Origin of the sequence: Azonexus sp., from assembly GCF_030824335.1 — a bacterium.
Classification (GTDB): Bacteria; Pseudomonadota; Gammaproteobacteria; order Burkholderiales; family Rhodocyclaceae; genus Azonexus.
This window is the reverse complement of the sequence record NZ_JAVBXX010000031.1, coordinates 1-23,714: the sequence shown is the minus strand read 5'-3', so window position 1 is coordinate 23,714 and position 23,714 is coordinate 1. Positions and strand designations below refer to the sequence as shown.

Sequence of the window (23,714 nt, the reverse complement as noted above, 5' to 3'; positions counted from 1 at the left end):
GTCAGGCTTTTTTTCCTGTTGAATCCAGCGTCTGTTCGAGTCGCTCGCACAAGGTTTTCAGAATTTTCACCCGGGCGAAGTTTTTGTCATTGGCCTCAACCAGCGTCCACGGTGCCTGGCCGGTTGAGGTGCGGTCGACCATATCGCAGACGGCGGTCACGTACTCATCCCACTTTTCCCGGTTGCGCCAGTCTTCTTCGGTAATCTTGAAGCGTTTGAACTCGGTGTCCTGGCGCTCCTTGAAACGCCGCAACTGCTCTTCGGCAGAAATTTGCAGCCAGAACTTGACCACGATGGCCCCGGAATCGTCCAGTTGGTGTTCGAAATCGTTGATTTCGGCGTAGGCCCGTAGCCAGTCGGCTTCGGAACAAAAACCTTCGACGCGCTCGACCAGCACGCGACCGTACCAGGAACGGTCGAAAATCGTCACCCGGCCGATGCGTGGCAGATGCCGCCAGAAACGCCACAAGTACGGCTGCGCCCGTTCTTCCTCGGTCGGCGCGGCAATTGGCACGATCTGGTATTGCCGGGCATCCATCGATGCCCCGATCCGCCGGATGCTGCCGCCCTTGCCGGCGGCGTCCGCCCCCTCGAAGACCAGGACCAGCGAATGCTTGCCGACAAAACGCGGATCACGCACCAGTTCGGACAGCCGGGACTGGTACTTGGTTAACTGGCTTTCGTAATCTTTCTTGGTCAGGCGCTGCGTCAGATCCAGTTCGCTCAGCACGTTCTTCTGGTCAATCGCATGCACGATGGGCGGCGCCACCGGCACCTCCTGGCGCGGCTGCAGCAAACGACGCTTCATCGCTTCGAGCACGATACGGCCGACGGTCAACGAACGATAGGCATCGTCCGTGCCCTCGACAATGATCCACGGCGCCTTGGCGGTATTGGTCACGCGCAGCACGTGGCCGGCCACATCCTGCAGCTTGTCATAGGTTTTCAAGCGGTCGTAACTGGCCTTGGTCACCCGCCAAGCAGTGCGCGGGTCTTTTTCCAGTGCTTTCAGGCGTTTCTTCTGGCCGTCCTTGGACAGGTGAAACCAGAACTTCAAGACCAGCGCGCCTTCATTGACCAGCATGGCCTCGAAGCGGTTGATGTCGTCCAGTCGCTCATCGAGTTCGGCGCGCCGCATGGCACCGGTAATGCGATCGGCAATCGGTTGCGAATACCAGGAGCCGGCAAAAATCCCCACTTTGCCTTTGGCTGGCAGCGCCCGCCAATAGCGCCACATGTACGGCCGGGCAGCCTCTTCGTCACTGGGCGAAGAAAAAGCCAAGGTCGAGATGTGGCGTGGGTCCATCCACGAATACAGCAGGTTGATGGTTTCGCCCTTGCCGCTGCCGTCGACCCCGGAAATCAGGATGACGACCGGAAATTCCTTTTTCTGCAGTACGTCGTACTGCACGTCAAGCAATGCCGCGCGCAGTTTAGGTACTTCTTTCTTGAATGTTTCCTTGTCGATCTCGTGACCGAGTTCTGCCGATTCGAACATGTTGTCTACCCCCCTTTGAAATCACCCCACAAGGCCTGCAGGACGGCCAGTGCCGCCAGACCCGCCGTTTCCGTCCGCAACACCCGCGGTCCCATGCGTACCGCCTGGAAACCGACCTGTCTTGCTGCGGCAATCTCCTGCGGATCCAGCCCCCCTTCGGCACCGATCAACAGTTGTACATTCGTCGCTGGCGCGATATCGGCCAGCGTATTCTCCACATCCGGCGCCAGCAGCAAACGCAGAGGCGCGCTGTCAGCACTACCGGCAGGCCGGGCCAGCCAACGATCCAGCCGCTCCAGCGGGGCGACCAGCGGCAGCTGATTGCGGCCGCATTGTTCGCAGGCCGCCGCAACCACACCTTGCCAGTGCGCAACACGCTTCGCCGCCCGCTCTCCAGCCAGCTTGAGCACGCTGCGCCGGCTTTCCACCGGCACGATGTCGCGCACGCCCAGCTCGACCGCCTTCTGGATGGTGAAATCCATCTTTTCCCCCGCCTGCAGCGCCTGGATCAGCGTGACGGACAAGGGTGACTCGCGTTCGATCTCGGTCCAGCCCGCCAGCTCGACCAGCACCCGATCGCGCTCGATGCGCTGGATGTGTGCCAGATACTCGCCACCTCGACCATCGAACAAGACCATCGGCGCCCCCGGCGGCAGACGCAAAACGCGCACGGCATGACGCGCCACAGGTTCGGGCAATTCAACGTGGGCGCCCGGTGCAAGGGCCTCCCGGCAATAAAAACGGGGCAGATTCATCGGTGCTATTATGCGGCGAAATTTGCATTCGAAGGGAGCATCATGGCGGCACTCAATCCACCGGTCTGCGATTTTGGCCAGCCGGCCGGCGATTTCGAATTGCCGGGCACCGACGGCAAGCGCTACCGTCTAGCCGACTGCCGCGGCCCGAACGGCCTGCTGGTCGCCTTCATCTGCAATCACTGCCCCTACGTCAAAGCGATCATTGACCGCCTGATCCGCGACTGCCGGGAACTGCGCTCACGGGGCATCGGCAGTGTCGCCATCATGAGCAACGACAGCGACGCCTATCCCGAGGATTCGTTTGCCAACATGCAACGCTGGGCCAGCGAACTGGACTTTCCCTTCCCTTACCTGCTCGACGCCGACCAAAGCGTTGCCCGCAATTATGGCGCGGTGTGCACACCGGACTTTTTCGGCTATAACAGTCAGCTCGAACTGCAATATCGCGGTCGACTCGACGCATCCGGCAGAAACCCGGGGCCACCGGATGCGCCACGCGAGCTGTTCGAGGCCATGCAGAAAATCGCTGAAACCGGCCGTGGACCGCAGGATCAGGCCGCCTCCATCGGCTGTTCGATCAAATGGCGTACTAACTAATTGCCGGCAGATGATGCACCGCTGGTGGTAGTGCATCGGTTATTATTGATTAACTGAATTGCGACAATCCAGGCCCATCCTTGAATATCAACGACACATCCGCCGCTGCCGAAGATCCTCAGCTTCGCTTCGCCTACTTGCAGGCGGTGGTGTCAAGCATGCCTCAAGGCATCAGTGTCTTTGACGAAAAGCTGCGCTTACGGGTCTGGAACCAAGGCTTCATTGAAGTACTCGACATCCCGCCAGACACGGTCTATGACGGCGTTAGTTTTTCCGAGCTGATCCGGATTCCTGCCCAACGAGGCGAATACGGCCCGGGCGACCCGGAAGAACACGTTCAACGCATTACCGCACTGGCAAAGGGGTTTCATCCGCATCGTTTCGAGCGAACCCGGCCAAGTGGGCGTACCCATCTGGTACACGGCGAACCACTGCTGATCAACAACCGCCTCGCCGGCTTCATTACCACGTACACCGACATTACCGAGCGCAAGGCGGCGGAAGAACAGTTGCGCAACCAGCACGATCTGCTGCAAACGGTGATCGAATCGATCCCCTGCGCCGTCACGCTGTTCGACAAGGAACAAAACCTTCTGCTGCACAACCAGGAATTCCTGCAATTGCTCGGACTCCCCGAGAATCTGCTGGAGTCGCCCCCCGTCACCATGGAGCGGATTTTCCGCTTCAATGCCGAACGGGGTGAATATGGTCCGGGAGAAGTCGAACCGATTGTCCGCTCACTGCTGGCTCGCGCCCGCCACCCTTCCGCCCATCACTTTGAAAGAACCCGGCCGAATGGACAGACACTGGACATCCGCGGTGTACCGCTCAACGATGGCAGCTTTGTCACGATCTACACCGACGTAACCGAGCGACGAACCAGCGCCGAGCGCGAACAACTGGCCCAGGTCGTGTTCAATCACACCCCGGCCGGCATCGTCGTCACCGACGAAACCTTCCTGATACTCTCGATCAACCCGGCAGCAACAGGCATGACGGGGCGCAGCGCCCATGAGTTGATCGGCTCGTCGGTATTCGACTTATTGACGCAAGACGAGCACTGGAAAATCCAGCAATTGCGTGCCGACCTGAGTCTGCATAGCGCCTGGCGAGGCGAACTTGCACTCGGGCGAAGCGATGGAAAAACCTTTCCAGCGAGCCTCCGGGTCAGCCGAATTGACGAAAATGATGGTGGCTTGCCCAGGCATTACATCTGGATTTTTGCCGATATCACGGAGCGCAAGGAAGCCGAAGCGCGCATGCAGCATATTGCCCAGCATGACTCGCTGACCGGACTACCCAACCGCCTGTCCTTGCTCATGCGCCTGGGGCAACTGCTGCCCGAAGCCCGGCGTCACGACTGGAAAATCGGCATCATGTTCATCGATCTTGATCGCTTCAAGATCATCAACGACACGCTGGGCCACCAGGTGGGCGACGAGATGCTGCGCGAAGTCGCCTGTCGTTTGTCCGGCGTGGTGCGTGAAACGGATTTCGTCGCACGACTCGGCGGCGACGAGTTCGTCGTCATCCTGCCCGGCATCACCAATCCGGCCGATGCCGCATTGGTCGCCAGCAAAATCGTCAATGCGCTGAACTCCCCCATCGAAGCGAACGGCCACGAACTGCACACCAGCCCCTCCATCGGCATCAGCCTGTTCCCCGATGACGGCCCGGATGGCGACACCATTTTGAAGAACGCCGACACGGCGATGTATCACGCCAAGGCGGTCGGCCGGAACAATTACCAGTTTTTTGCTGCCGACATGAACGAGGTGGCCTCCGAGCGACTCGATATCGAACGCAAACTGCGCCACGCGATCAGTCGCAACGAACTGGCACTGGTCTATCAGCCGCAATTCCGCGCCGACAGTTCGCGCCCGACCGGCGTCGAAGCCCTGCTGCGCTGGCACCACCCGACCGACGGCATGATTTCTCCCGAGCGCTTCATTCCGGTCGCAGAAGAAACCGGCATGATTGTGGAAATCGGCGAATGGGTCATGCATACCGCCTGTCGCGAAATGAAGCACTGGATCGACAACGGCCTGCGCCCACTGCGTGTTGCGGTCAACGTCTCGGCCAGACAACTTCGCCGCCGCGACTTCTGCGAAACGGTCGCTGGTGCGCTCGCCGAATCGGGCTTGCCGGCTGAACTGCTGGAACTGGAAATCACCGAAAGCTCGGTGATGGAAAACCCCAAGGAAGCCATCCTGATTCTCGAGCGCCTCGGCCGCATGGGCGTCAGCCTGGCCATCGATGACTTCGGCACCGGCTACTCCTCGCTGGCTTACCTGAAGCTGTTCCCGATCGACCACCTGAAAATCGACCGTTCATTCGTCCGCGATATCGAACACGACCTGAATGACCGGGCCATCGCCTTCGGCACCATTGCACTGGCTCACTCGCTGGGTCTCAACGTCATCGCCGAAGGCGTGGAAACAGCCGATCAGCTAGACCTGCTGTGCTCGAATGGCTGCGACGAAGTACAAGGCTACCTGTTCAGCAAACCGCTGACCGGTGGTGCCGCCTTCGCGTTCCTGCACGCCGCCCGCTGGGCGGAGTAAAATCCGCCCCTCCAATCCCGTTTATCCTTTCCTGTCCGGAGTTTCCATGGCACAGCGCACGCTGGCTCGCTATCTGACCGAAGAGCACCGCAACAAGGGCCGCATTCCGGCCAATCTCAAATTCCTGATCGAAGTCGTTTCGCGCGCCTGTCAGGCCATTTCAATTGCCATCGGCAAGGGCGGCCTCGGTGGCGTGCTCGGCGAAGCCGGTAGCGACAATGTCCAGGGCGAAGCGCAGAAAAAACTCGATGTACTGTCCAATGAAATCCTGCTCGAAGCCAACGAATGGGGCGGCCATCTCGCCGCCATGGCCTCGGAGGAAATGGACCTGCCACATCTGGTGCCGAATCGTTTCCCCAAGGGCGAATACCTGCTGACCTTCGATCCGCTCGACGGCTCATCGAACATCGACGTCAATGTTTCGATCGGCACGATTTTCTCCGTTCTGAAGGCACCGGAAGACGCTGACCTGTCGACCCCGGAAATTGCCGAAAAGGCCTTCCTGCAACCCGGCACGACACAAGTGGCGGCCGGCTACGCGGTGTACGGCCCGACCACCCTGCTGGTTCTGAGTGTCGGCGATGGCGTCGTCGTATTCACGCTTGATCGCGAACAGGGACAGTTCATCCTGACCCAGGAAAACGTGCAGATTCCAGCCGACACCAAGGAGTTTGCCATCAACATGTCGAACCAGCGTTTCTGGGAAGCCCCAGTAAAACGTTATGTCGATGAAATGGTTGCCGGCAAGGAAGGCCCGCTCGGCAAGGATTACAACATGCGCTGGGTAGCTTCGATGGTGGCCGACGTGCATCGCATCATGACGCGCGGCGGCATTTTCATGTACCCGATGGACAGCAAGATGCGCGCCCAGGGCGGCAAACTGCGTCTGATGTACGAAGCCAACCCGATGGCATTCCTGGTCGAACAGGCCGGCGGCGCAGCGACCACCGGCACCCAGCGGATTCTTGATATCATCCCGGACAAACTACACCAACGCGTACCGGTCATTCTCGGGTCGAAAAACGAGGTCGACCGGGCTACGGCTTACCACACAGCTTGAGGCATCCACGGCACGGCCAGCCCGGCTGGTCGTGCCAAATCAAGCGCGCCAAACCCCGCGTATCCAGCCACATCACTGTCGCACGATCCCCGTCAAGCCTATCCAAAACGGCACTTTTCGCCGATAATTCACGCTTTTAAGCAGGCTGGATTTCGGATCATGAGCGTCAGCATCCCCCCCAAGTTCAACCCTCTGACCGGCGCCATCCGCGCCCTGGCCATGGATGCCGTGCAACAAGCCAACTCGGGCCATCCGGGTGCCCCGATGGGTATGGCTGAAATCGCCGAAGTGCTGTGGCGGCGCCATCTGCGCCACAACCCGGCAAATCCGGCATGGCCTGACCGTGACCGCTTCGTGCTGTCGAACGGCCACGGTTCGATGTTGATTTACGCGCTGCTGCACCTCACTGGCTACGATCTGTCGATCGATGACCTGAAGAATTTCCGCCAACTGCACGCCAAGACACCGGGTCACCCGGAATACGGCTACACGCCGGGCGTCGAAACCACGACCGGCCCGCTCGGCCAGGGCATCACCAATGCGGTTGGCTTCGCGCTGGCCGAAAAGGTATTGGCCGCCGAGTTCAACCGCCCCGGCCACGAGATCGTCAATCACCACACCTACACTTTCCTCGGCGACGGCTGCCTGATGGAAGGCGTGTCGCACGAAGCCTGTTCGCTGGCCGGCACGCTCGGCCTGGGCAAGCTGATTGCCTTCTGGGACGACAACGGCATTTCCATCGACGGCCATGTCGAAGGCTGGTTCACCGACAACACGCCGAAGCGCTTCGAAGCCTACGGCTGGCATGTCGTGGCCAATGTCGACGGCCACGATCCGGAAGCCATCGAGCGTGCGCTGCTCGCTGCCAAGGCAGTCACCGACAAACCGAGCCTGATCTGTTGCCGCACCGTCATCGGTGCCGGTTCGCCAAACAAGCAGGGCAGCCATGACTGCCACGGCGCCCCACTCGGCAAGGATGAAATTGCCGCGGCGCGCGCCTATATCGGCTGGAACCATCCGGCGTTTGAAATTCCCGGCGACGTCTACGCTGCCTGGAACGGCAAGGTGCGCGGTGCCGCTTTCGAGGAAAACTGGGAGCGCCGCCTGGGCAACTACCGTGCCGCCTTCCCGGAACTCGCTGCCGAGTTCGAGCGTCGTGTCATCAAAGGCGAACTACCGGCCAACTGGGAAGCCACCAAGGCCACCTACCTCGCCGCTTGCCGCGACAAGGCCGAGAACATCGCCAGCCGCAAGGCATCGCAAAACGCCATCGCCGCGCTGGTCCCGGCCGTGCCGGAAATCTTCGGTGGCTCGGCCGACCTGGCCGGTTCCAACCTGACCTTCGTCAAGGGCAGCAAGGGCGTCACCCGCACAGAAGGCGGCAATTACTGCTACTACGGCGTACGTGAATTCGGCATGACCGCCATTGCCAACGGCCTGGCACTGCACGGCGGCCTGATTCCCTACACCGCAACCTTCCTGGTCTTCTCCGATTACGCACGCAACGCGATCCGCATGGCGGCGCTGATGAAACAGCGCCAGATCATGGTGTATACCCATGATTCCATCGGCCTCGGCGAAGATGGTCCGACACACCAGCCGGTCGAACACATTCCCAGCCTGCGCATCATCCCGAACCTCGATGTCTGGCGTCCGGCCGATGCGACCGAAACGGCAATTGCGTGGATTTCTGCGGTCGACCGCAAGAATGGGCCCAGTTTGCTCGCCCTGTCGCGCCAGAACCTGCCGACCGTCACGCAAAACGCAGCCGATGCCGACATCGCCAAGGGCGGCTACGTGCTGGCCGAATGCGCCGATGCCCAACTGACGCTGATCGCCACCGGCTCCGAAATCAAGCTGGCACTCGACGCCCAGGCCGCATTGGCCGACGAAGGCATCAAGGCCCGTGTCGTTTCGATGCCTTGTACCAACGTCTTTGATCGCCAGAGCGCCGAATACAAAGCTGCCGTGCTCGGTGGCTGCAAGAAACGCATTGCCATCGAAGCCACGCATCCGGATTTCTGGCGCAAGTATGTCGGCCTGCACGGTGCAGTGATCGGCATCGACCGTTTCGGCGAATCGGCGCCGGCTGGCCAGTTGTTCGAAATGTTCGGCTTCACCGTCGCCAATGTCGTCAAGACGGCGAAAGAACTTTTGTCCTGATTTTAAATTCAACAAAGAGAGAAATCACATGGCTATCAAGGTTGCTATCAACGGTTTTGGTCGTATCGGTCGCTGCACGCTGCGCGCCATCTACGAACAGGGTCTGCAGAATGAATTCGACGTCGTCGCCATCAACGCTTCGGGCGATCTGGCAACGAATTCCCACCTGCTGAAGTACGACACCACGCACGGCCGCTTCCGCACCAGCGTCGAGACCGATGGCGAAAACTGCATCATCATCGACGGCAAGCGCATCGCTTTCTACTCGACCAAGAACCCGAAAGACATCAACTGGGCCGATCACGGTGTAGACCTGCTGCTCGAATGCACCGGCGCCTACACCACCAAGGCCAAGGCTGCCGCGCTGCTCGAACAGGGCGCCAAGCGCGTGCTGATCTCCGCCCCCGGTGGCGACGACGTCGACACGACCATCGTCATGGGTGTCAACGAAGGCGCCCTGAAGGCCGACATGACCGTTGTCTCCAACGCCTCGTGCACCACCAACTGTCTGGCCCCGGTTGCCAAGATCCTGTCTGACGCCATCGGCATCAAGCAGGGCCTGATGACCACCATCCACGCCTACACCAACGATCAGGTGACGGTGGATGTCCGCCACAAAGACCTGCGCCGCGCCCGTGCCGCCGCCGCCAACATCATCCCGACCAAGACCGGCGCCGCCAAGGCTGTTGGTCTGGTGCTGCCGCAACTGGTCGGCAAGGTCGATGGTTTCGCCCTGCGCGTGCCGACCATCAACGTTTCGCTGGTCGACCTGACCTTCACCGCCGAGCGCGCCACCACCAAGGAAGAAATCAACGCCTTGATGACCGCTGCCGCCAACGGACCGCTGAAGGGCATCCTCGACGTCAACAACGAGCCGCTGGTCTCCTCCGACTTCAACCACACCACCGTCTCCTCGACCTTCGATGCCACCCAGACGCGCGTCATCAAGGGTGAAGACGGTTCGGTGCTGGTCAAGGTCCTGGCCTGGTACGACAACGAGTGGGGTTACTCCTGCCGCATGCTCGACGCCGCCCGCGCCTGGATGGCCGCCAAGTAAGCGGCAACAGAGTGAACAAAAACGCCGGCCCACGCCGGCGTTTTTTATTCGACGAGGAAAAACCTAAGCAACCGCTTGCGGCATCGCCATCTGGGCGATCAATGCATCCAGTGCCGCACTGCCGCCGGGTAACGGAGAGGCTGATGCCTGCCCCGTCTGAAGCGGTTGTTGCAGCGCATCCATGGCTGGCTGATCACCCTCCTCTTTCTTGCCCAGCAACTGCTCACGCACCCGCCGGTTGATTTCCGCCTCAATCGCCTGACGTTGCTCCGGTGACATTGCCGCCAGCTTTTCTTCAGTCACCCCCATTTTTTTCATCACGGCCTCACGCAAATGAACAGCCAGAGGCTTATCCAAGAACTCCTGCAATTCCTTGACCTGTGCCGCATGCGCCTGGCGCATTTCAGCAGTTCGTTCCTCCGGCGTTTTCTGGCGCTTCGTTGTTTCCTTGGCGCCCACCTCCCGCTCCCCGGCGGCTTGCGCCAGCGCCTTGGCAAAGTCATCGCCATCCGTTACGCCACGGCTGCGTCCCGCCACGCTTTTCCCTACGGAATAGTCTGAGTCGATTTTCATATTTCTCTCCTGCGAATTCACCCGAAACCAACTGCAATTTGCATACCTGCCCAACACGCAAGCATTTTTCCCCGTCACTCGCCTATGCAGCTCATATTTCCGGAAAGCCACCGGCAATTCTTGCCGCTGCCATGCCGTCCGGAATGCCTTCAGCGCTCGGATTTCAGACGCCAACGCGGTAAAATGTTGCATTGTTCACCTCCGCTTGGCCCGCGTGCCCGACTCTCGCCCCCCCTTTCGTCTTGCCATCAACGGTTATGGTCGTATCGGCCGCTGCTTTTTGCGGGCTGTGCAAGCGTCGACCGCAGCACAACGGCTTTCCGTCGTAGCGATCAATGAACCGGCCGACCTCGCGAGCATGGCCTATCTGACCGAATATGACTCGACGCACGGGCGTTTCCCCGGCCGCGTCGACACGGCGCCGGGGCAGCTTTGCATCGACGGCCGCAAGATTGCGGTCAGCCACGCCCACACCCCGGAAGGCGTTGCCTGGAATACCCTGGATATCGACCTGCTGGTCGAATGTTCCGGTGTTTACGGTCGACGGGCCGAACTCGGCCAATTTCTCGATGCCGGCTGCCCGCGCTTGCTCCTCTCTCACCCGGCCCTGTCGGCCGACGACGTCGATGCCACCATCGTTAACGGGATCAATCTGGATGCCCTGACCGGCCGGGAAAAACTGGTTTCTGCCGGATCTTGCACGACCAATGCCGTGGTCCCCGTGCTCGACTTGATCGACCGTGCATTCGGTGTCGATCAGGTGCTGCTGACGACGTTGCACTCCGTGATGAACGACCAGCCGCTGATCGATGGTTACCACCATACCGATTTGCGCCGCACGCGCTCCGCCATGCAGTCGATCATCCCGGTATCGACCGGCCTGGCGCGCGGTGTCGAACGACTGCTGCCAAGCCTGACCGGCCGGGTCACCGCCAAGGCGATCCGGGTGCCGACACTCAATGTTTCGGCAATCGACATGATGCTGACGACACGCCAGGCGGTCGATGCCGGCAGCGCCAACCGCTTGTTGCACGAAGCCGCCGGTGGTTCGCTCAAACACCTGATCGCCTACTCGGAACAGGCCCACGCCTCAATCGATTTCAACCACGACCCGCACTCGGCCATTGTCGACGGCAGCCAGACACGCACCGCCGGCAGTCACCTGCTCAACCTCTTCGTCTGGTTCGACAACGAATGGGGCTTTGCCAACCGCATGCTGGAAATCGCCGACCACTGGTCGCGCCACTGGACCGATCAACAATAAAACCCATCTTCTGGAGAAGACCATGAACGTCATCAAACTGACCGACCTCGATGTTTCCGGCAAGCGCGTGTTCATCCGCGCCGACCTCAACGTGCCGCAGGATGAAGCCGGCAACATCACCGAAGACACCCGAATCCGGGCTTCGCTGCCGTCGATCAAGTATTGTCTGGAAAAAGGTGCAGCCGTAATGGTCACCTCGCACCTCGGCCGGCCGACCGAAGGCGAACTGAACCCGGACGACAGCCTGATGCCGGTGGCGGTTCGTCTCGGTCAGATGCTGCACTTGCCGGTGCGCCTGATCGCCGACTGGGTAGACGGCAATTTCGAGGTCAAGCCGGGCGAAGTCGTGCTGCTCGAAAACTGCCGCGTCAACAAGGGCGAAAAAAAGAACAACGACGAGCTGGCGCAGAAAATGGCCAAGCTGTGCGACGTCTATGTCAACGACGCCTTCGGCACCGCCCACCGGGCGGAAGCGACGACCCACGGCATGGCCAAGTACGCACCGGTCGCCTGCGCCGGCGTCCTGATGGGTGCAGAAATCGATGCACTCGGCAAAGCACTGCACAACCCGAAACGCCCGCTGGTCGCCATCGTCGGCGGCTCCAAGGTGTCCAGCAAGCTGACCATCCTGAAATCGCTGGCCGACAAGGTCGATCAACTGATCGTGGGCGGCGGCATCGCCAACACCTTCCTGCTCGCCTCCGGCAAGCGCATTGGTGAATCGCTGGCCGAACCGGATCTGGTCAAGGAAGCACACGCCATCATGGACATCATGCGCGAACGCGGCGCCGAAGTGCCGTTGCCGACCGATGTCGTGGTAGCCGACGAAGTCTCCGCCCTGGCCCGCGCCAACAAGATTTCCGTCGACGATGTCAGCGCCCACGACCGTATCCTGGACGTCGGCCCGAAGACCGCCGTCAAGCTGGCCGAAATCATCGCTCACGCCGGCACCATCGTCTGGAACGGCCCGGTCGGCGTGTTCGAACTGCCGCAGTTTGCCGGCGGCACCAAGATGATGGCGTCGGCCATCGCCCACTCCGAAGCCTTCTCGATTGCCGGCGGTGGCGACACGCTGGCCGCCATCGCCAAGTTCCACATCGCCGACGACGTGGGCTACATCTCGACCGGTGGCGGCGCCTTCCTGGAATTCCTTGAAGGCAAGACGCTGCCGGCCATCGCCGTACTTGAAGAACGCGCCGCAAAATAAGCCTTGCCGGCCGGTTGACCGCAAAAAAAGCGCTGGTTTCCAGTTGCTGCGGTCAACCGGTCAAAAACCATAAGAAAGGGAGTAGAGACATGATGACCCGCCATACGAAAATCGTTGCCACCCTGGGCCCCGCCTCGTCGACACCGGAAGTGCTTGAGCGCATGGTGCAGGCCGGCGTCGACGTCGTGCGCATGAACTTTTCGCACGGCAGCGCTGCCGACCACCGGGCGCGGGCCGAAAGCGTGCGCGCTGCAGCGGCCAAACATGGTCGTATTGTCGGCATTCTCGGCGACCTGCAAGGGCCGAAGATTCGTGTCGGCAAGTTCGAGAACGACAAGATTGTGCTGCAGGCCGGCGAAGCCTTCATTCTCGATGCCGCCTGCAAGCTGGGCAACCAGGAACGCGTTGGCCTCGACTACAAGGATCTGCCGAAAGACGTACGGCCCGGCGATATCCTGCTGCTCGACGATGGCCGGCTGAAACTTGTGGTCGACGCGGTGCGCGGCACGGAAATCCACACCCGCGTCATCGTCGGTGGCGACTTGTCGAACAACAAGGGGATCAATCGCCAGGGCGGCGGCCTGACCGCGCCGGCGCTGACCGCCAAGGATATGGACGACATCAAGACCGCCGCTGAAATCGGCGTCGATTTCGTCGCTGTCTCCTTCCCCAAGAGCGCCGCCGACATGTACATGGCCCGCCAGCTGCTGCGCGCTGCCGGCAGCGACGCGGTGCTGATCGCCAAGATCGAGCGCGTCGAAGCAGTGACCAACATGGCTGAAATTCTCGATGCCTCGGATGGCGTCATGGTCGCCCGTGGCGATCTCGCGGTCGAAGTCGGCGATGCCGCCGTGCCGGCGCTGCAGAAGCGCATGATCCGCATGGCCCGCGACAAGAACAAGCTGGCGATCACGGCGACGCAGATGATGGAATCGATGATCAGCTCGCCGGTGCCGACCCGCGCCGAAGTCTCCGACGTGGCCAATGCGGTGCTCGACGGCACCGATGCAGTGATGCTGTCGGCTGAAACGGCAGCCGGCAAATACCCGGTGGAAACCGTCGAATCGATGGCACGCATTTGCGTCGAGGCCGAACGGTCGACCGAAGTCACGCTGGACCGCGAATTCCTCGACCGCGTGTTCACCCGCATCGACCAGTCGATTGCCATGGCTGCGATCTGGACCGCCCACCATTTGAAGGTCAAGGCCATCGCTGCGCTGACCCAGTCCGGCTCGACCGCGCTGTGGATGAGCCGGATGAATTGCGGTGTGCCGATTTATGCGCTGACCCCGGATACTGGCGCACTGTCACGCATGGCGCTGTATCGTGAGGTACGCCCGCTGTTGATGCGCCAGCAACACACCGACCGCGACCAGTTGCTGGCCGAGGCGGAAAGCCTGCTCATCGAGCGCGGCGTTGTCGAAATCGGCGACCTGATCGTGCTGACCATCGGCGAACCGATTGGCAGTGTGGGCGGCACCAACACGCTGAAGATCGTCCGCGTTGGCGAGCACCAGATCAGCCTGCCGTAATAAAATACCAATCAATCCCGAAACTTACCGAACACAGGAGTCCCCATGCCGCTCGTTTCCATGCGCCAACTGCTCGACCATGCAGCAGAAAACAACTACGGCTTGCCCGCCTTCAACGTCAACAACATGGAACAGGTGTGGGCGATCATGGAAGCGGCCAGCGAGATTGACGCCCCGGTGATCATGCAGGCCTCGGCCGGCGCCCGCAAATACGCCGGCGAGCCTTTCCTGCGTCACCAGATTCTGGCCGCACTCGAAGCCTACCCGCACCTGCCCATCGTCATGCACCAGGACCATGGGCAAAGCCCGGCGGTGTGCATGGCGGCGATCAAGTCCGGCTTCACCTCGGTGATGATGGACGGCTCGCTGGAGGCCGACGGCAAGACCACCGCGTCCTACGAATACAACGTTGCCGTCTCCAAGGAAGTAGTCAAGTTCTCGCACGCCATCGGCGTTTCGGTCGAAGCCGAACTGGGCGTGCTCGGTTCGCTGGAAACGATGATGGGCGACAAGGAAGACGGCCACGGCGCCGACGGCATCATGACCCGCGAGCAGTTGCTGACCGACGTCGAGCAAGCCGCCGACTTCGTCAAGCAAACCAATTGCGACGCGCTGGCCATCGCCATCGGCACCAGCCACGGCGCCTACAAGTTCACCAAGAAGCCGACCGGCGACATTCTCGCCATCGACCGCATTGCCGAAATCCATGCGCGTATCCCGAATACGCATCTGGTCATGCACGGCTCGTCGTCGGTGCCGCAGGAACTGCTCGACGAAATCCGCCAGTTCGGCGGCGACATGAAGGAAACGTACGGCGTGCCGGTCGAGGAAATCGTCAAGGGCATCGCCCACGGCGTGCGCAAGATCAACATCGACACCGACATCCGCCTGGCAATGACCGGCGCCGTGCGTCGCTACCTGTTCGAAAACCCGTCCAAGTTCGACCCGCGCGATTTCCTGAAGCCGGCCCGCGAAGCCGCCAAGAAAATCTGCCTGGCCCGCTACCAGGCTTTTGGCTGTGCCGGTCAGGCCAGCAAGATCAAGGTCATCCCGCTGGAAAAGATGGCCGAGCGTTACGCCAAGGGCGAGCTGAACCAGATCGTCAAATAAGTGCCCGGAAAAACCTGCCTTCCGGCAGGTTGACCGCAGAAGCCGCCGTGGAGCACATCCAGGCGGTTTTTTTACGTCGAGACTTTTACGCCAAGCGCTTTTCGTCAGGCGCTACGCGCCAGGCGCAAGGCCACACCGAGGTCAGCGACCAGCGCATCGCAATCTTCGGCCCGCACCAACTCACCTTCGTTGTAACCATAGGGCACGCAGTAGACCGTACAACCCGCCTGGCGGGCCGTTTCGATATCGTGCTTCGAATCACCGATATGCAGATTGTCGGCCGGCACGCTGCCCAACGCGGCGCAGGCATGCAGCAGCGGTGCCGGATGCGGCTTGCGGTGCGGCGTCGTGTCGCCAGAAACGATACAACTGAAGTAATGCGCCAGTCCGGTCCTGATCAATAGCGGTTCGGTAAACGCCGCCGGCTTGTTGGTCACGATACCGAGCGGCAAGCCCGTAGCTTGCCAGGCTGCCAGCCCTTCGCGCACGCCGCTGAAAAACCGGGTATTTTCACCGTTGACCGCAGCATAGTGCTGCTGGAAAGCCGCCACGGCACGTTCCATCTGTCCTGGCGCAGGCTCGCAGCCCTGATCCAGACAGCGACGAACCAGCACCAGCATGCCCTGACCGACAAAACTGCGGATTTCTGCTTCGCTGCGTGGCGGCAAGTCAAGATCGAGCATCATCCGTCTGCAAGCTTCAGTGAGGTCGCCGACGGTATCAAGCAAAGTCCCGTCGAGATCGAAAGTTACGGATTTGAATTTCATGCTTTGTCCTTGGCACTGCCGGTAAAAACAGGACGAATTATGGCTTGCCCTGCAGCCACTTGAGCAACAGCCGATAAAAAACCTCGGGATCGACCGGCTTGCTCAGGAAGTCATCCATCCCCGCCGCTCTCGCCTGCACTCGGTCCTCGGCAAAAGCATTGGCTGTCAGCGCAATGATCGGCAGTCGGCAATTGATCGATGGCGAACGCAGGCGGCGGGTAGCCTCCAGACCATCCATGTTCGGCATCTGCATATCCATCAGGATCAGATCGAAAGGTTCGCTGGATGCTTTTTCCAAGGCAGCGACACCATCATCGACCGTTACGACATGCAAACCGACATCACCGAGCATCATGGCGGTGATTTCCTGATTGATCGGCTCATCCTCGGCCAGCAGCACACGCTTGCCGGCATGATGCGTCCGCAATTCGGCCTCGGCATCATCGTGTGGCACTTCCCTGGCTGGCATCGGCGCAGGCTCGGCCTTGGGCAGACAGACGGTAAACCAGAAAGAACTGCCACGCCCAGGCGTACTCTCCCCGCCCGCATCGCCCCCCATGGCCTGCGCCAGCTTGCGAGTCAACGCCAGACCAAGTCCGGTGCCACCGTATTGGCGTGTCGTCGAATTGTCAGCCTGCTCGAAAGCATTGAACAAACGCGCCAGGGCGTCAGCTTCGATACCGATACCAGTATCGGTAACGGAAAACCGCAAGACGACACAACCCGCGACCTCCTCTTCAATGAGCGCGGAAAAACGAACTTCGCCCACCTCGGTAAATTTGACCGCATTGCCGGCGAAATTGAGCAAGGCTTGCTGAATCCGCGTCGGATCGCCCAAAAGACGCGGCAATACGGGTAAATCGCGCTTAATGGATAGTCCTTTTGCGCTCGCTTCGGGCCGGATTATCGATTGCACATTTTCAAAGATAACCGCTGGATCAAAGGGAATACTCTCCAGCAAAAGCTTGCCAGCTTCGATCTTCGACAAATCGAGAACCTGATTGATGACCTCCAGCAGATGACGACTGGCCACATCCTGCTTATCCAGACGCTCAAGTTGCTCGGGTGCCAAACCTGCGCGACGCATCAAGTGAGCCATGCCGGTAATGGCATTGAGAGGTGTCCGGATTTCGTGGCTCATATTCGCCAGGAAAGCCCCTTTGGCACGATTTGCCGCCTCGGCACCATCCTTTGCTGCCGCAAGTTCGGCCGTTCTTGCCCCGACCATTTCCTCGAGCGAGTCTCGCTGCGTGGCCAATGCCCTTTGCCGGGATGCCACGTTATCCGCCATCTGATTGAACGCCTGAGCCAACTCGGTCAATTCATCACGCCCGGTTTCCGGCACACGACTATCGTGTTCGCCAAGCGACAAGCGCAAAGCGCCAGTACGTAATGCCACCAAGCGACGCAACACCATCCGGTCGACCATCAGGCCGACAACCAGAAAAATAGCGAAATAAGCTGCCAGGTTACGCCACAGACGCGCGGTCCAGCGCTGCCAGAATGCAGCATCAAAGCGATCAAGCGGCAGTTTGATACTCATCACCCCGCGCAAATCGCCCAGCTTGTAACCATAGGATTCACTGTATCTCCGCTGGATGCTGGGCGGCGCATCCTTCTTTTCGCCATGACACATCAGACAGTACGTCTCAACCCAGATTGGCGCCGTGTAATGAAACCAGCCACGCCCTTCGTCATCCAGAATAGTCTCCATGCGATCCTTTGAATCTGGATTCGCACGAAAATAATCGATCGCGACCAGTTCGAAACGATCCGCCTGATTCGCCGGGTTGCGTGGACGATCCGAGACGTTATTGAAGCGATATCCGTTATTCGTCCAATTGGCGTAATCAGCTGAAATTCTCGACATCGAATGTGCCGGCAAAAAACCCACCGTACTATCATTGACTGGCAAGCCGCTGGCTATGAACTGATGGTGGTAGACCCGGCGGGTTGCCATCAGCAAGGCGCGCATGGCGTGTACGTCAAGCTCTTGCTCAACACGTTGCTCCGCACGGATCTCCTGCCAGGAAATAGTCAGGTCGATTGCCAGTACGACCAGCAATACGACCCCAAGCACTCCCCATATTTTCAAGCGCAACTTCACTCGACTTGCCTCGCATGCAGGCTGGATATGTGCAGACTTTACACCTATTTCCAGACACTGGCATTGCAAAACGTAGGTAGAAAACTTTTGGCGTTTTACATTGCAAAACAGCGGTCAAATATGCCAATTGCAGCTGTTTTCAGCGACTTCTACGGTCGACACCCAGACCGGGCACTTTTTGGTGGTCGTGCCAATCACAGATATTCAAGGCAGCAGGGTAAACTGCTCACGCAAGGCATCAACGGTGGCCGGTTCGCCACGCAACAGGAAGAACGCCCCATCCTCATCGGCCCGTTCGGCCAGCACTTCGCAACTGGCGTAAATTTCCTTGCGCAGTTGCTGTGCCGACCAAGGCAGGAATAACTCGGCCTCGACCAGACCTTGCTGGAAAAACGCAATAATTTTCAGCCGCAAGGCGGCAACCTCTTCCGGACGGCGGGCGCTCATTACGATGCAATCCGGATATTGCACCCGCAAGGCGGCTTCGCGTTCGGCCTGAGCAACGGTATCGCCAACATGATCAATCTTGTTGAAAACACGAATACGCGGCACGGCATCGGCACCGATTTCAGCCAGCACCTTGTCAGTCACTTCCAGTTGCCGCTCGAAGCCGGGATCGCTGGCGTCGATGACGTGCAACAACAACGCCGCATCCAGCGCCTCATCGAGCGTCGATTTGAAGGAGGCGACCAGACCGTGCGGCAGATTCTTGATAAAACCAACCGTGTCGCTGACCAATACACGCGGCACACTCTCCGGATAAAGCGTCCGAACAGTCGTGTCGAGCGTGGCAAAAAGCTTGTTGGCGACCAGCACTTCACTACCGGTCAAAGCCCGCATTAATGTCGATTTCCCGGCATTGGTATAACCGACCAGTGCCACGCTGGCCAAGCTCTGGCGTTCCTGGCGTCGGGCGCGCTGCGTCTTGCGCTCGGCTTCCATGGCGACAATTTCCAGTTGCAGTTCGGCGATGCGATCCCGTATCTTGCGCCTATCCAACTCGGTTGCCGATTCACCAGCCCCCCGACCACCCACACCACTACGCTGCCGCCCCTGCGGACCGGCCAACTTGGCCGCCTCGCGCAAACGCGGCGCCATATAGCCCAAGCGAGCTATTTCAACCTGCGCCTTGGCAGCACGTGAACGGGCGTTGCGATGAAATATCTCCAGGATGACCATGGTGCGGTCCATCACCTCGCAACCCACATCAATTTCCAGATTGCGTGCCTGCGATGGTGAAATCTCGTGGTCCACCAAAATGGCTTCAATATCGCGCGCCCCCGGATTGGCAAGCGCTGGCAGTGCACCATGCAGGTGCTCAAACTCGGCATCGTAATTGACAAAGCGCCGAATTTCCTCACGCTTGCCTACCCCCAGATAACCCGTCGTATCAAAACCGGCGCGCTTCTGGACAAAGGTATGGACGACTTCATAACCCAGGGTTTTTGCCAACTCACGTAATTCAGCGAGCGACGCCTCAAACTCAACATCACTCACCGCAGGTAGCTGGACCGCCGCCACAACAGCGTAACGGGGCGTTTCCTTAACTTCTATTTGCATTACTGAAGGCTTTTAAATGGGCGAAGTCTGGATATTACTCGCCTAAACGAAAACGGTACCGACAAAGCAAAAAGGCCACCCCAAAGGATGGCCTAACTGCTTTTTCTCTTTGCATTTTTGGTCGGAGTGACAGGATTCGAACTTGCGACCCCTGCGTCCCGAACGCAGTGCTCTACCAGGCTGAGCTACACTCCGACGACTTCAAGAAACCTAGTGATTTCTCTCAACTGCAAAGAGCGACAATTGTAGCAGAGCTTTTTTATAAATTGAATCCCCTAGCGAAGAAATTGCATCTCTCGCGAGTTTTGCCTCGTGCTCGGCACGCGCTCTGGCATGCCGGAGCGCTCCTGTCTGATGAATGGCTGCCAGAACCGCAGGGAAATCATCTCGCCCCCCCTCCTCGATTGCTTTGCGGACACATGCCGCCTGTTCGGGCGAACCATGCTGCATGACATAGATCAGTGGCAAGGTCGGTTTGCCCTCGGCCAAGTCATCACCGATATGCTTGCCAGTATCGGCTTCCAGCCCCGAGTAATCGAGCACATCGTCGACCAACTGAAATGCAGTGCCAAGATGCATGCCGTAACACGCAAGCGCAGCTTCCATGGCGGGCTCTGCCAAACCAACAATCCCGCCGAGTTGAGCAGCTGCCTCGAAAAGCTTGGCCGTCTTGTAATGAATGACCTGCATGTAGCGCGCCTCATCGACATCGGCGTCATGACAATTCATCAACTGCAGCACTTCACCTTCGGCGATGACATTGGTTGCATCGGAAAGCACGCGCATAACTTGCATGTTTTCCACGTCGACCATCATCTGGAAGGCACGCGAATACAGAAAGTCGCCAACCAGAACACTTGCTGCATTACCAAACGCGGCGTTGGCAGTATCCCGCCCACGCCGCAAAGCGGACTCGTCGACAACATCGTCGTGCAACAATGTCGCGGTATGAATGAACTCAACTACAGCCGCCAGTTCGTGATGCTGCTTGCCTTTGTAACCAAGAGCCCCGGCCGCGAGCAACACCAGCGCGGGACGCATACGCTTGCCGCCACTGTTGATGATGTACTCAGCAACCTGCCGAACCAATACAACGTCAGAATGAAGACGATCTCGGATGACCGCATCAACGGCCTGCATGTCGGGCCCAATAAGGGCATAAAGCTGTTCCAGGGTCACGATAAGCGCTTCTTGAGTTAAGCGCGGAATCTTAGGTGGCTCACTGTAAGCAGTCAAGGCCAAAAAGCTTATCGCAATGCGCCGTTCAGATGGCCCGTTTGCTAAACTCGGGCAACTATAACTGCAGGGAGACAGGGATGGACATTCGCGCAATTATTAATCCAACAGTGCAAGATCGTGAAGCACTGGAAGAATTCGCCGATGCACTGGTTGACCGGGCTCCGGAGGTTGAGCGGGATGTTGCCCGCCTCAAGAAATCACCCGGCGACCGTGAAATCACTGCCGACTTGTTCCGTGCCATTCACAACATCAAGGGAGATGCTGCACTTTGCAAATTCGATCTTGGCGCCGCGATAGCCCATCCGATCGAATCGATGATGTCCCGCTTCCGCGAGGGGGAAATTCTTTTCTCCGACCTGTTAGCTGAACTGATTCTACTGGCCATCGACCGCCTGGAGCTGGCAACCGATGCAGTACTTTCGAATAAGTCCTCAGAAAACCTACGCTTGCTTGGGCTAGTCCAAGGCCTGGAAAAGCTTGCATTGACCCCGGCTACCGAAGTGGATGCTGCTTGTGCCACGCTGATTGAAACAGTGACAGGTTTCCCACCAGTGATCACAGGAATGTCCAGTCGAGCGCCCAAAGTGGCGATACCAAAAGCCGAACAGTTAAATGCCAACGAGGATCTGCAGTTTTTTCGCTCGCTCGCCATGCAATTCGAGAGCCGCTCACCATTATTCAAGGGGCGCACGATGCGTATCCTGCGCTTGGCGCTAGAGACCAACAATACAGGGGCAAAGGTGGTCGACCCGGTTCAACTCGAAGCGGCTGTCTACCTGCATGATATCGGGATGATGCTCCTACCAGAGGCGACATGGCTAAAGGTCGGAAAGATGAACGACACCGACAAGGCTCTGTTACGTAACCATCCAGGCTATGCCGCAGGTCTTTTACAGCGCATGACGGGTTGGGATAAGGCTGCGGAAATTGTCGCCCAGCACCACGAAATGCCTGATGGCGGCGGCTACCCGAACCAATTGGCTGGCGAGCAGATTTGTCCTGGCGCAAAGATTCTGGCGATTGTCGACGCATTTGAAGCCGTCATGCTCAAACACATTCATCGCGGCAAAAATCGCTCCGTATTGCGCGCCATTGCAGAAATCAATGCCTGCGACAAACAGTTTGCGCCGGAATGGATAGCGCCTTTCAATACCGTTATTCGCAAGACGATAGAAAGCTGATGACAGAAAATAGTGATCGCCGCTTTAGTGGAGTTGCGCGCTTGTACGGTGCGGCTGGGCAAGCACGCCTGAAAGCTGCCCATGTTTGCGTGGTTGGAATTGGCGGGGTAGGTTCTTGGTGTGCCGAAGCGCTGGCCAGAACGGGCCTTGGACAGCTGACACTGATTGATCTGGACATGGTTGCGGAATCCAACACTAACCGCCAGATCCATGCGCTTGACGATATTTATGGCAAGGCCAAGGTTGATGCAATGGCTGAACGTATTCAGCGCATCAACCCTGACTGCTCAATTACCTGTATTGAGGATTTCGTCACGGAGGAAAATCTCGACCGCTTGCTCGGCAGGGATTTCGACGTAGTTATCGATGCAATAGATCAGGCTCGCGTTAAAGTGGCCATGGTTGCCTACTGCAAAAACCGAAAACTGCCCATTGTGGTTGCGGGCGCTGCTGGTGGACAGATCGATCCGACACAAATACGCCTCACCGATCTCAGCCAGACGGTACAAGATCCATTACTGGCCAAAGTCCGGGCCAGTCTGCGCCGCGAACACGGTTTCCCGCGACAAGCAAAATTTGGCGTTCCTGCCGTTTTTTCTACCGAACCGCTACGCTATCCCGAAAAAACAAACAGTTGCGATGCAGAAGCGGGTCCCACTGGCCTTAGCTGTGCCGGATTTGGCTCTTCAGTATGCGTCACCTCGGTATTCGGCATGGCTGCCGCCAGCCACGCCATACGTCTTATCATCGAAAAATAATACCTACCGACCTGCCTGATTATGAGCCTTGAGCATTAGGCTCAAGATCGGTATCGCAGATATCACGCCGGAACTCATTCGGCAATGTGCATCTATAAGTAAGCGCCCGGCAAACCCATCTATAAATTGACGCGCTAAACCGCGAAGATCGTGTCCCCTTTAAAACCCTGGTGGACATTCTCGATGGCAATCTAGAAGCCTAATCGGCGTAGGCGGCATCACCCGGAAGAACTCAAACGGGTGGTGATTGAGGCGTGTTGGGAACCGGGCGCCTCGGTCGCTGGCATCGCGATGGCCAATGCGTTAACGCCAATCAGGTCCGCCGGAGGATGCGTGAGCGCGGTATCGAAGTGCCGGAGCGGCGCATGTTGATCCTTGCGGCCGGCCCAGCCCGTGCTGGCGACACCACCCGAGTGCGTGCAACTGCCGCTTGCTCCAGCAGCGCGTGACATCCGGATCAAAATCCGGCGTGGCAATACCGGGATCAAGGTCGCCTGGCCGGTACAGGCGTTGGATGATTGCGCTGCCTGGTTAGGCGATTGGCTGTGATGACCCGGGTCGATGCCTTGTAGCTCTCAACCCAGCGAATTGTTGCCGCATTGGAGTTCCCAGGATTTAGTGGAGACCTTTGCCTTGTTGCTTGAAGTTGGCCTCAAAGTCATCAGGGCTGACGCCTGACAGATGCGAGTGCTTGCGCGTTCGATTGTAGAAGCTCTCAA

At 59.0% G+C, this 23,714-nt stretch carries 19 protein-coding genes and 1 tRNA gene; 11 read left to right on the top strand and 9 right to left on the bottom strand.

Translation table 11 applies throughout. The features are described 5' to 3' along the window. Position 1: 1 nt before the first annotated feature. Together pap and RCI20_RS15200 are read right to left on the bottom strand one after the other, a co-directional pair. Complete coding sequence (pap, locus tag RCI20_RS15205; RefSeq protein WP_306606956.1) at positions 2–1,498, bottom strand: polyphosphate:AMP phosphotransferase; 1,497 nt, start codon at positions 1,496–1,498, stop codon at positions 2–4. A 5-nt stretch (positions 1,499–1,503) separates the two neighbouring features. Beyond that, positions 1,504–2,253, bottom strand: coding sequence for a 16S rRNA (uracil(1498)-N(3))-methyltransferase (locus RCI20_RS15200; RefSeq protein WP_306606954.1), 750 nt, complete (start codon positions 2,251–2,253; stop codon positions 1,504–1,506). Positions 2,254–2,295: 42 nt separating this feature from the next. Between RCI20_RS15200 and RCI20_RS15195 the strand changes: the two genes are divergently transcribed. From RCI20_RS15195 to gap, 5 genes are all read left to right on the top strand, one after another. After that, entirely contained in the window at positions 2,296–2,853 is a 558-nt protein-coding gene (locus RCI20_RS15195; protein ID WP_306606952.1) for a thioredoxin family protein, read from the top strand. Between the two features lie 80 nt (positions 2,854–2,933). Further along, entirely contained in the window at positions 2,934–5,417 is a 2,484-nt protein-coding gene (locus tag RCI20_RS15190; protein ID WP_306606950.1) for an EAL domain-containing protein, read from the top strand. Positions 5,418–5,463: 46 nt separating this feature from the next. Then, positions 5,464–6,477 (top strand): class 1 fructose-bisphosphatase, encoded by a 1,014-nt coding sequence (locus RCI20_RS15185; RefSeq protein ID WP_306606948.1) that lies wholly within the window; start codon positions 5,464–5,466, stop codon positions 6,475–6,477. Between the two features lie 159 nt (positions 6,478–6,636). Further along, entirely contained in the window at positions 6,637–8,640 is a 2,004-nt protein-coding gene (gene tkt / locus RCI20_RS15180; RefSeq protein WP_306606946.1) for a transketolase, read from the top strand. Between the two features lie 28 nt (positions 8,641–8,668). Beyond that, the gene (gap, locus tag RCI20_RS15175) at positions 8,669–9,697 is read left to right on the top strand and encodes a type I glyceraldehyde-3-phosphate dehydrogenase (RefSeq protein ID WP_306606944.1); all 1,029 of its coding nucleotides are present in this window, start codon (positions 8,669–8,671) and stop codon (positions 9,695–9,697) included. 63 nt (positions 9,698–9,760) lie between these two features. Here gap and RCI20_RS15170 read toward each other — a convergent pair whose 3' ends face one another. Next, complete coding sequence (locus RCI20_RS15170; protein ID WP_306606942.1) at positions 9,761–10,270, bottom strand: hypothetical protein; 510 nt, start codon at positions 10,268–10,270, stop codon at positions 9,761–9,763. A gap of 214 nt (positions 10,271–10,484) precedes the next feature. Here RCI20_RS15170 and RCI20_RS15165 point away from each other — a divergent pair, with 214 nt between their 5' ends. From RCI20_RS15165 to fba, 4 genes are all read left to right on the top strand, one after another. Then, on the top strand, positions 10,485–11,534 hold the full coding sequence (locus RCI20_RS15165) for a type I glyceraldehyde-3-phosphate dehydrogenase (RefSeq protein ID WP_306606940.1): 1,050 nt from the start codon (positions 10,485–10,487) through the stop codon (positions 11,532–11,534). 22 nt (positions 11,535–11,556) lie between these two features. Next, positions 11,557–12,741, top strand: coding sequence for a phosphoglycerate kinase (locus RCI20_RS15160; protein WP_306606938.1), 1,185 nt, complete (start codon positions 11,557–11,559; stop codon positions 12,739–12,741). Between the two features lie 92 nt (positions 12,742–12,833). Continuing rightward, the gene (pyk, locus tag RCI20_RS15155; RefSeq protein ID WP_306606992.1) at positions 12,834–14,273 is read left to right on the top strand and encodes a pyruvate kinase; all 1,440 of its coding nucleotides are present in this window, start codon (positions 12,834–12,836) and stop codon (positions 14,271–14,273) included. Between the two features lie 45 nt (positions 14,274–14,318). Further along, positions 14,319–15,383 (top strand): class II fructose-bisphosphate aldolase, encoded by a 1,065-nt coding sequence (gene fba, locus RCI20_RS15150; protein ID WP_306606936.1) that lies wholly within the window; start codon positions 14,319–14,321, stop codon positions 15,381–15,383. A gap of 104 nt (positions 15,384–15,487) precedes the next feature. Here fba and RCI20_RS15145 read toward each other — a convergent pair whose 3' ends face one another. The 5 genes from RCI20_RS15145 to ispB all read right to left on the bottom strand — a co-directional run bounded on the left by RCI20_RS15145 (position 15,488) and on the right by ispB (position 20,996). Beyond that, on the bottom strand, positions 15,488–16,150 hold the full coding sequence (locus RCI20_RS15145; RefSeq protein WP_306606934.1) for a phosphoglycolate phosphatase: 663 nt from the start codon (positions 16,148–16,150) through the stop codon (positions 15,488–15,490). A 37-nt stretch (positions 16,151–16,187) separates the two neighbouring features. Then, a complete protein-coding gene (locus tag RCI20_RS15140) occupies positions 16,188–18,245 on the bottom strand; it encodes a DUF3365 domain-containing protein (protein WP_306606932.1) in 2,058 nt (685 codons plus the stop codon). A gap of 216 nt (positions 18,246–18,461) precedes the next feature. Then, on the bottom strand, positions 18,462–19,817 hold the full coding sequence (gene hflX, locus RCI20_RS15135; protein ID WP_306606928.1) for a GTPase HflX: 1,356 nt from the start codon (positions 19,815–19,817) through the stop codon (positions 18,462–18,464). 118 nt (positions 19,818–19,935) lie between these two features. Continuing rightward, positions 19,936–20,012 (bottom strand) — tRNA-Pro (locus RCI20_RS15130). 15 nt (positions 20,013–20,027) lie between these two features. Further along, positions 20,028–20,996 carry an octaprenyl diphosphate synthase gene (gene ispB / locus RCI20_RS15125; protein WP_306606926.1) on the bottom strand — a complete coding sequence of 323 codons (969 nt, stop codon included), beginning with the start codon at positions 20,994–20,996 and terminating at the stop codon, positions 20,028–20,030. Positions 20,997–21,133: 137 nt separating this feature from the next. Here ispB and RCI20_RS15120 point away from each other — a divergent pair, with 137 nt between their 5' ends. Then, positions 21,134–22,237 (top strand): HD domain-containing phosphohydrolase, encoded by a 1,104-nt coding sequence (locus RCI20_RS15120; protein ID WP_306606924.1) that lies wholly within the window; start codon positions 21,134–21,136, stop codon positions 22,235–22,237. After that, positions 22,237–22,995 (top strand): tRNA threonylcarbamoyladenosine dehydratase, encoded by a 759-nt coding sequence (locus tag RCI20_RS15115; RefSeq protein ID WP_306606922.1) that lies wholly within the window; start codon positions 22,237–22,239, stop codon positions 22,993–22,995. Before RCI20_RS15120 ends, RCI20_RS15115 begins: the two co-directional genes overlap by 1 nt. A 218-nt stretch (positions 22,996–23,213) precedes the next feature. Here RCI20_RS15115 and RCI20_RS15110 read toward each other — a convergent pair whose 3' ends face one another. After that, a complete protein-coding gene (locus RCI20_RS15110) occupies positions 23,214–23,447 on the bottom strand; it encodes a hypothetical protein (RefSeq protein WP_306606920.1) in 234 nt (77 codons plus the stop codon). Between the last annotated feature and the right edge of the window lie 267 nt (positions 23,448–23,714).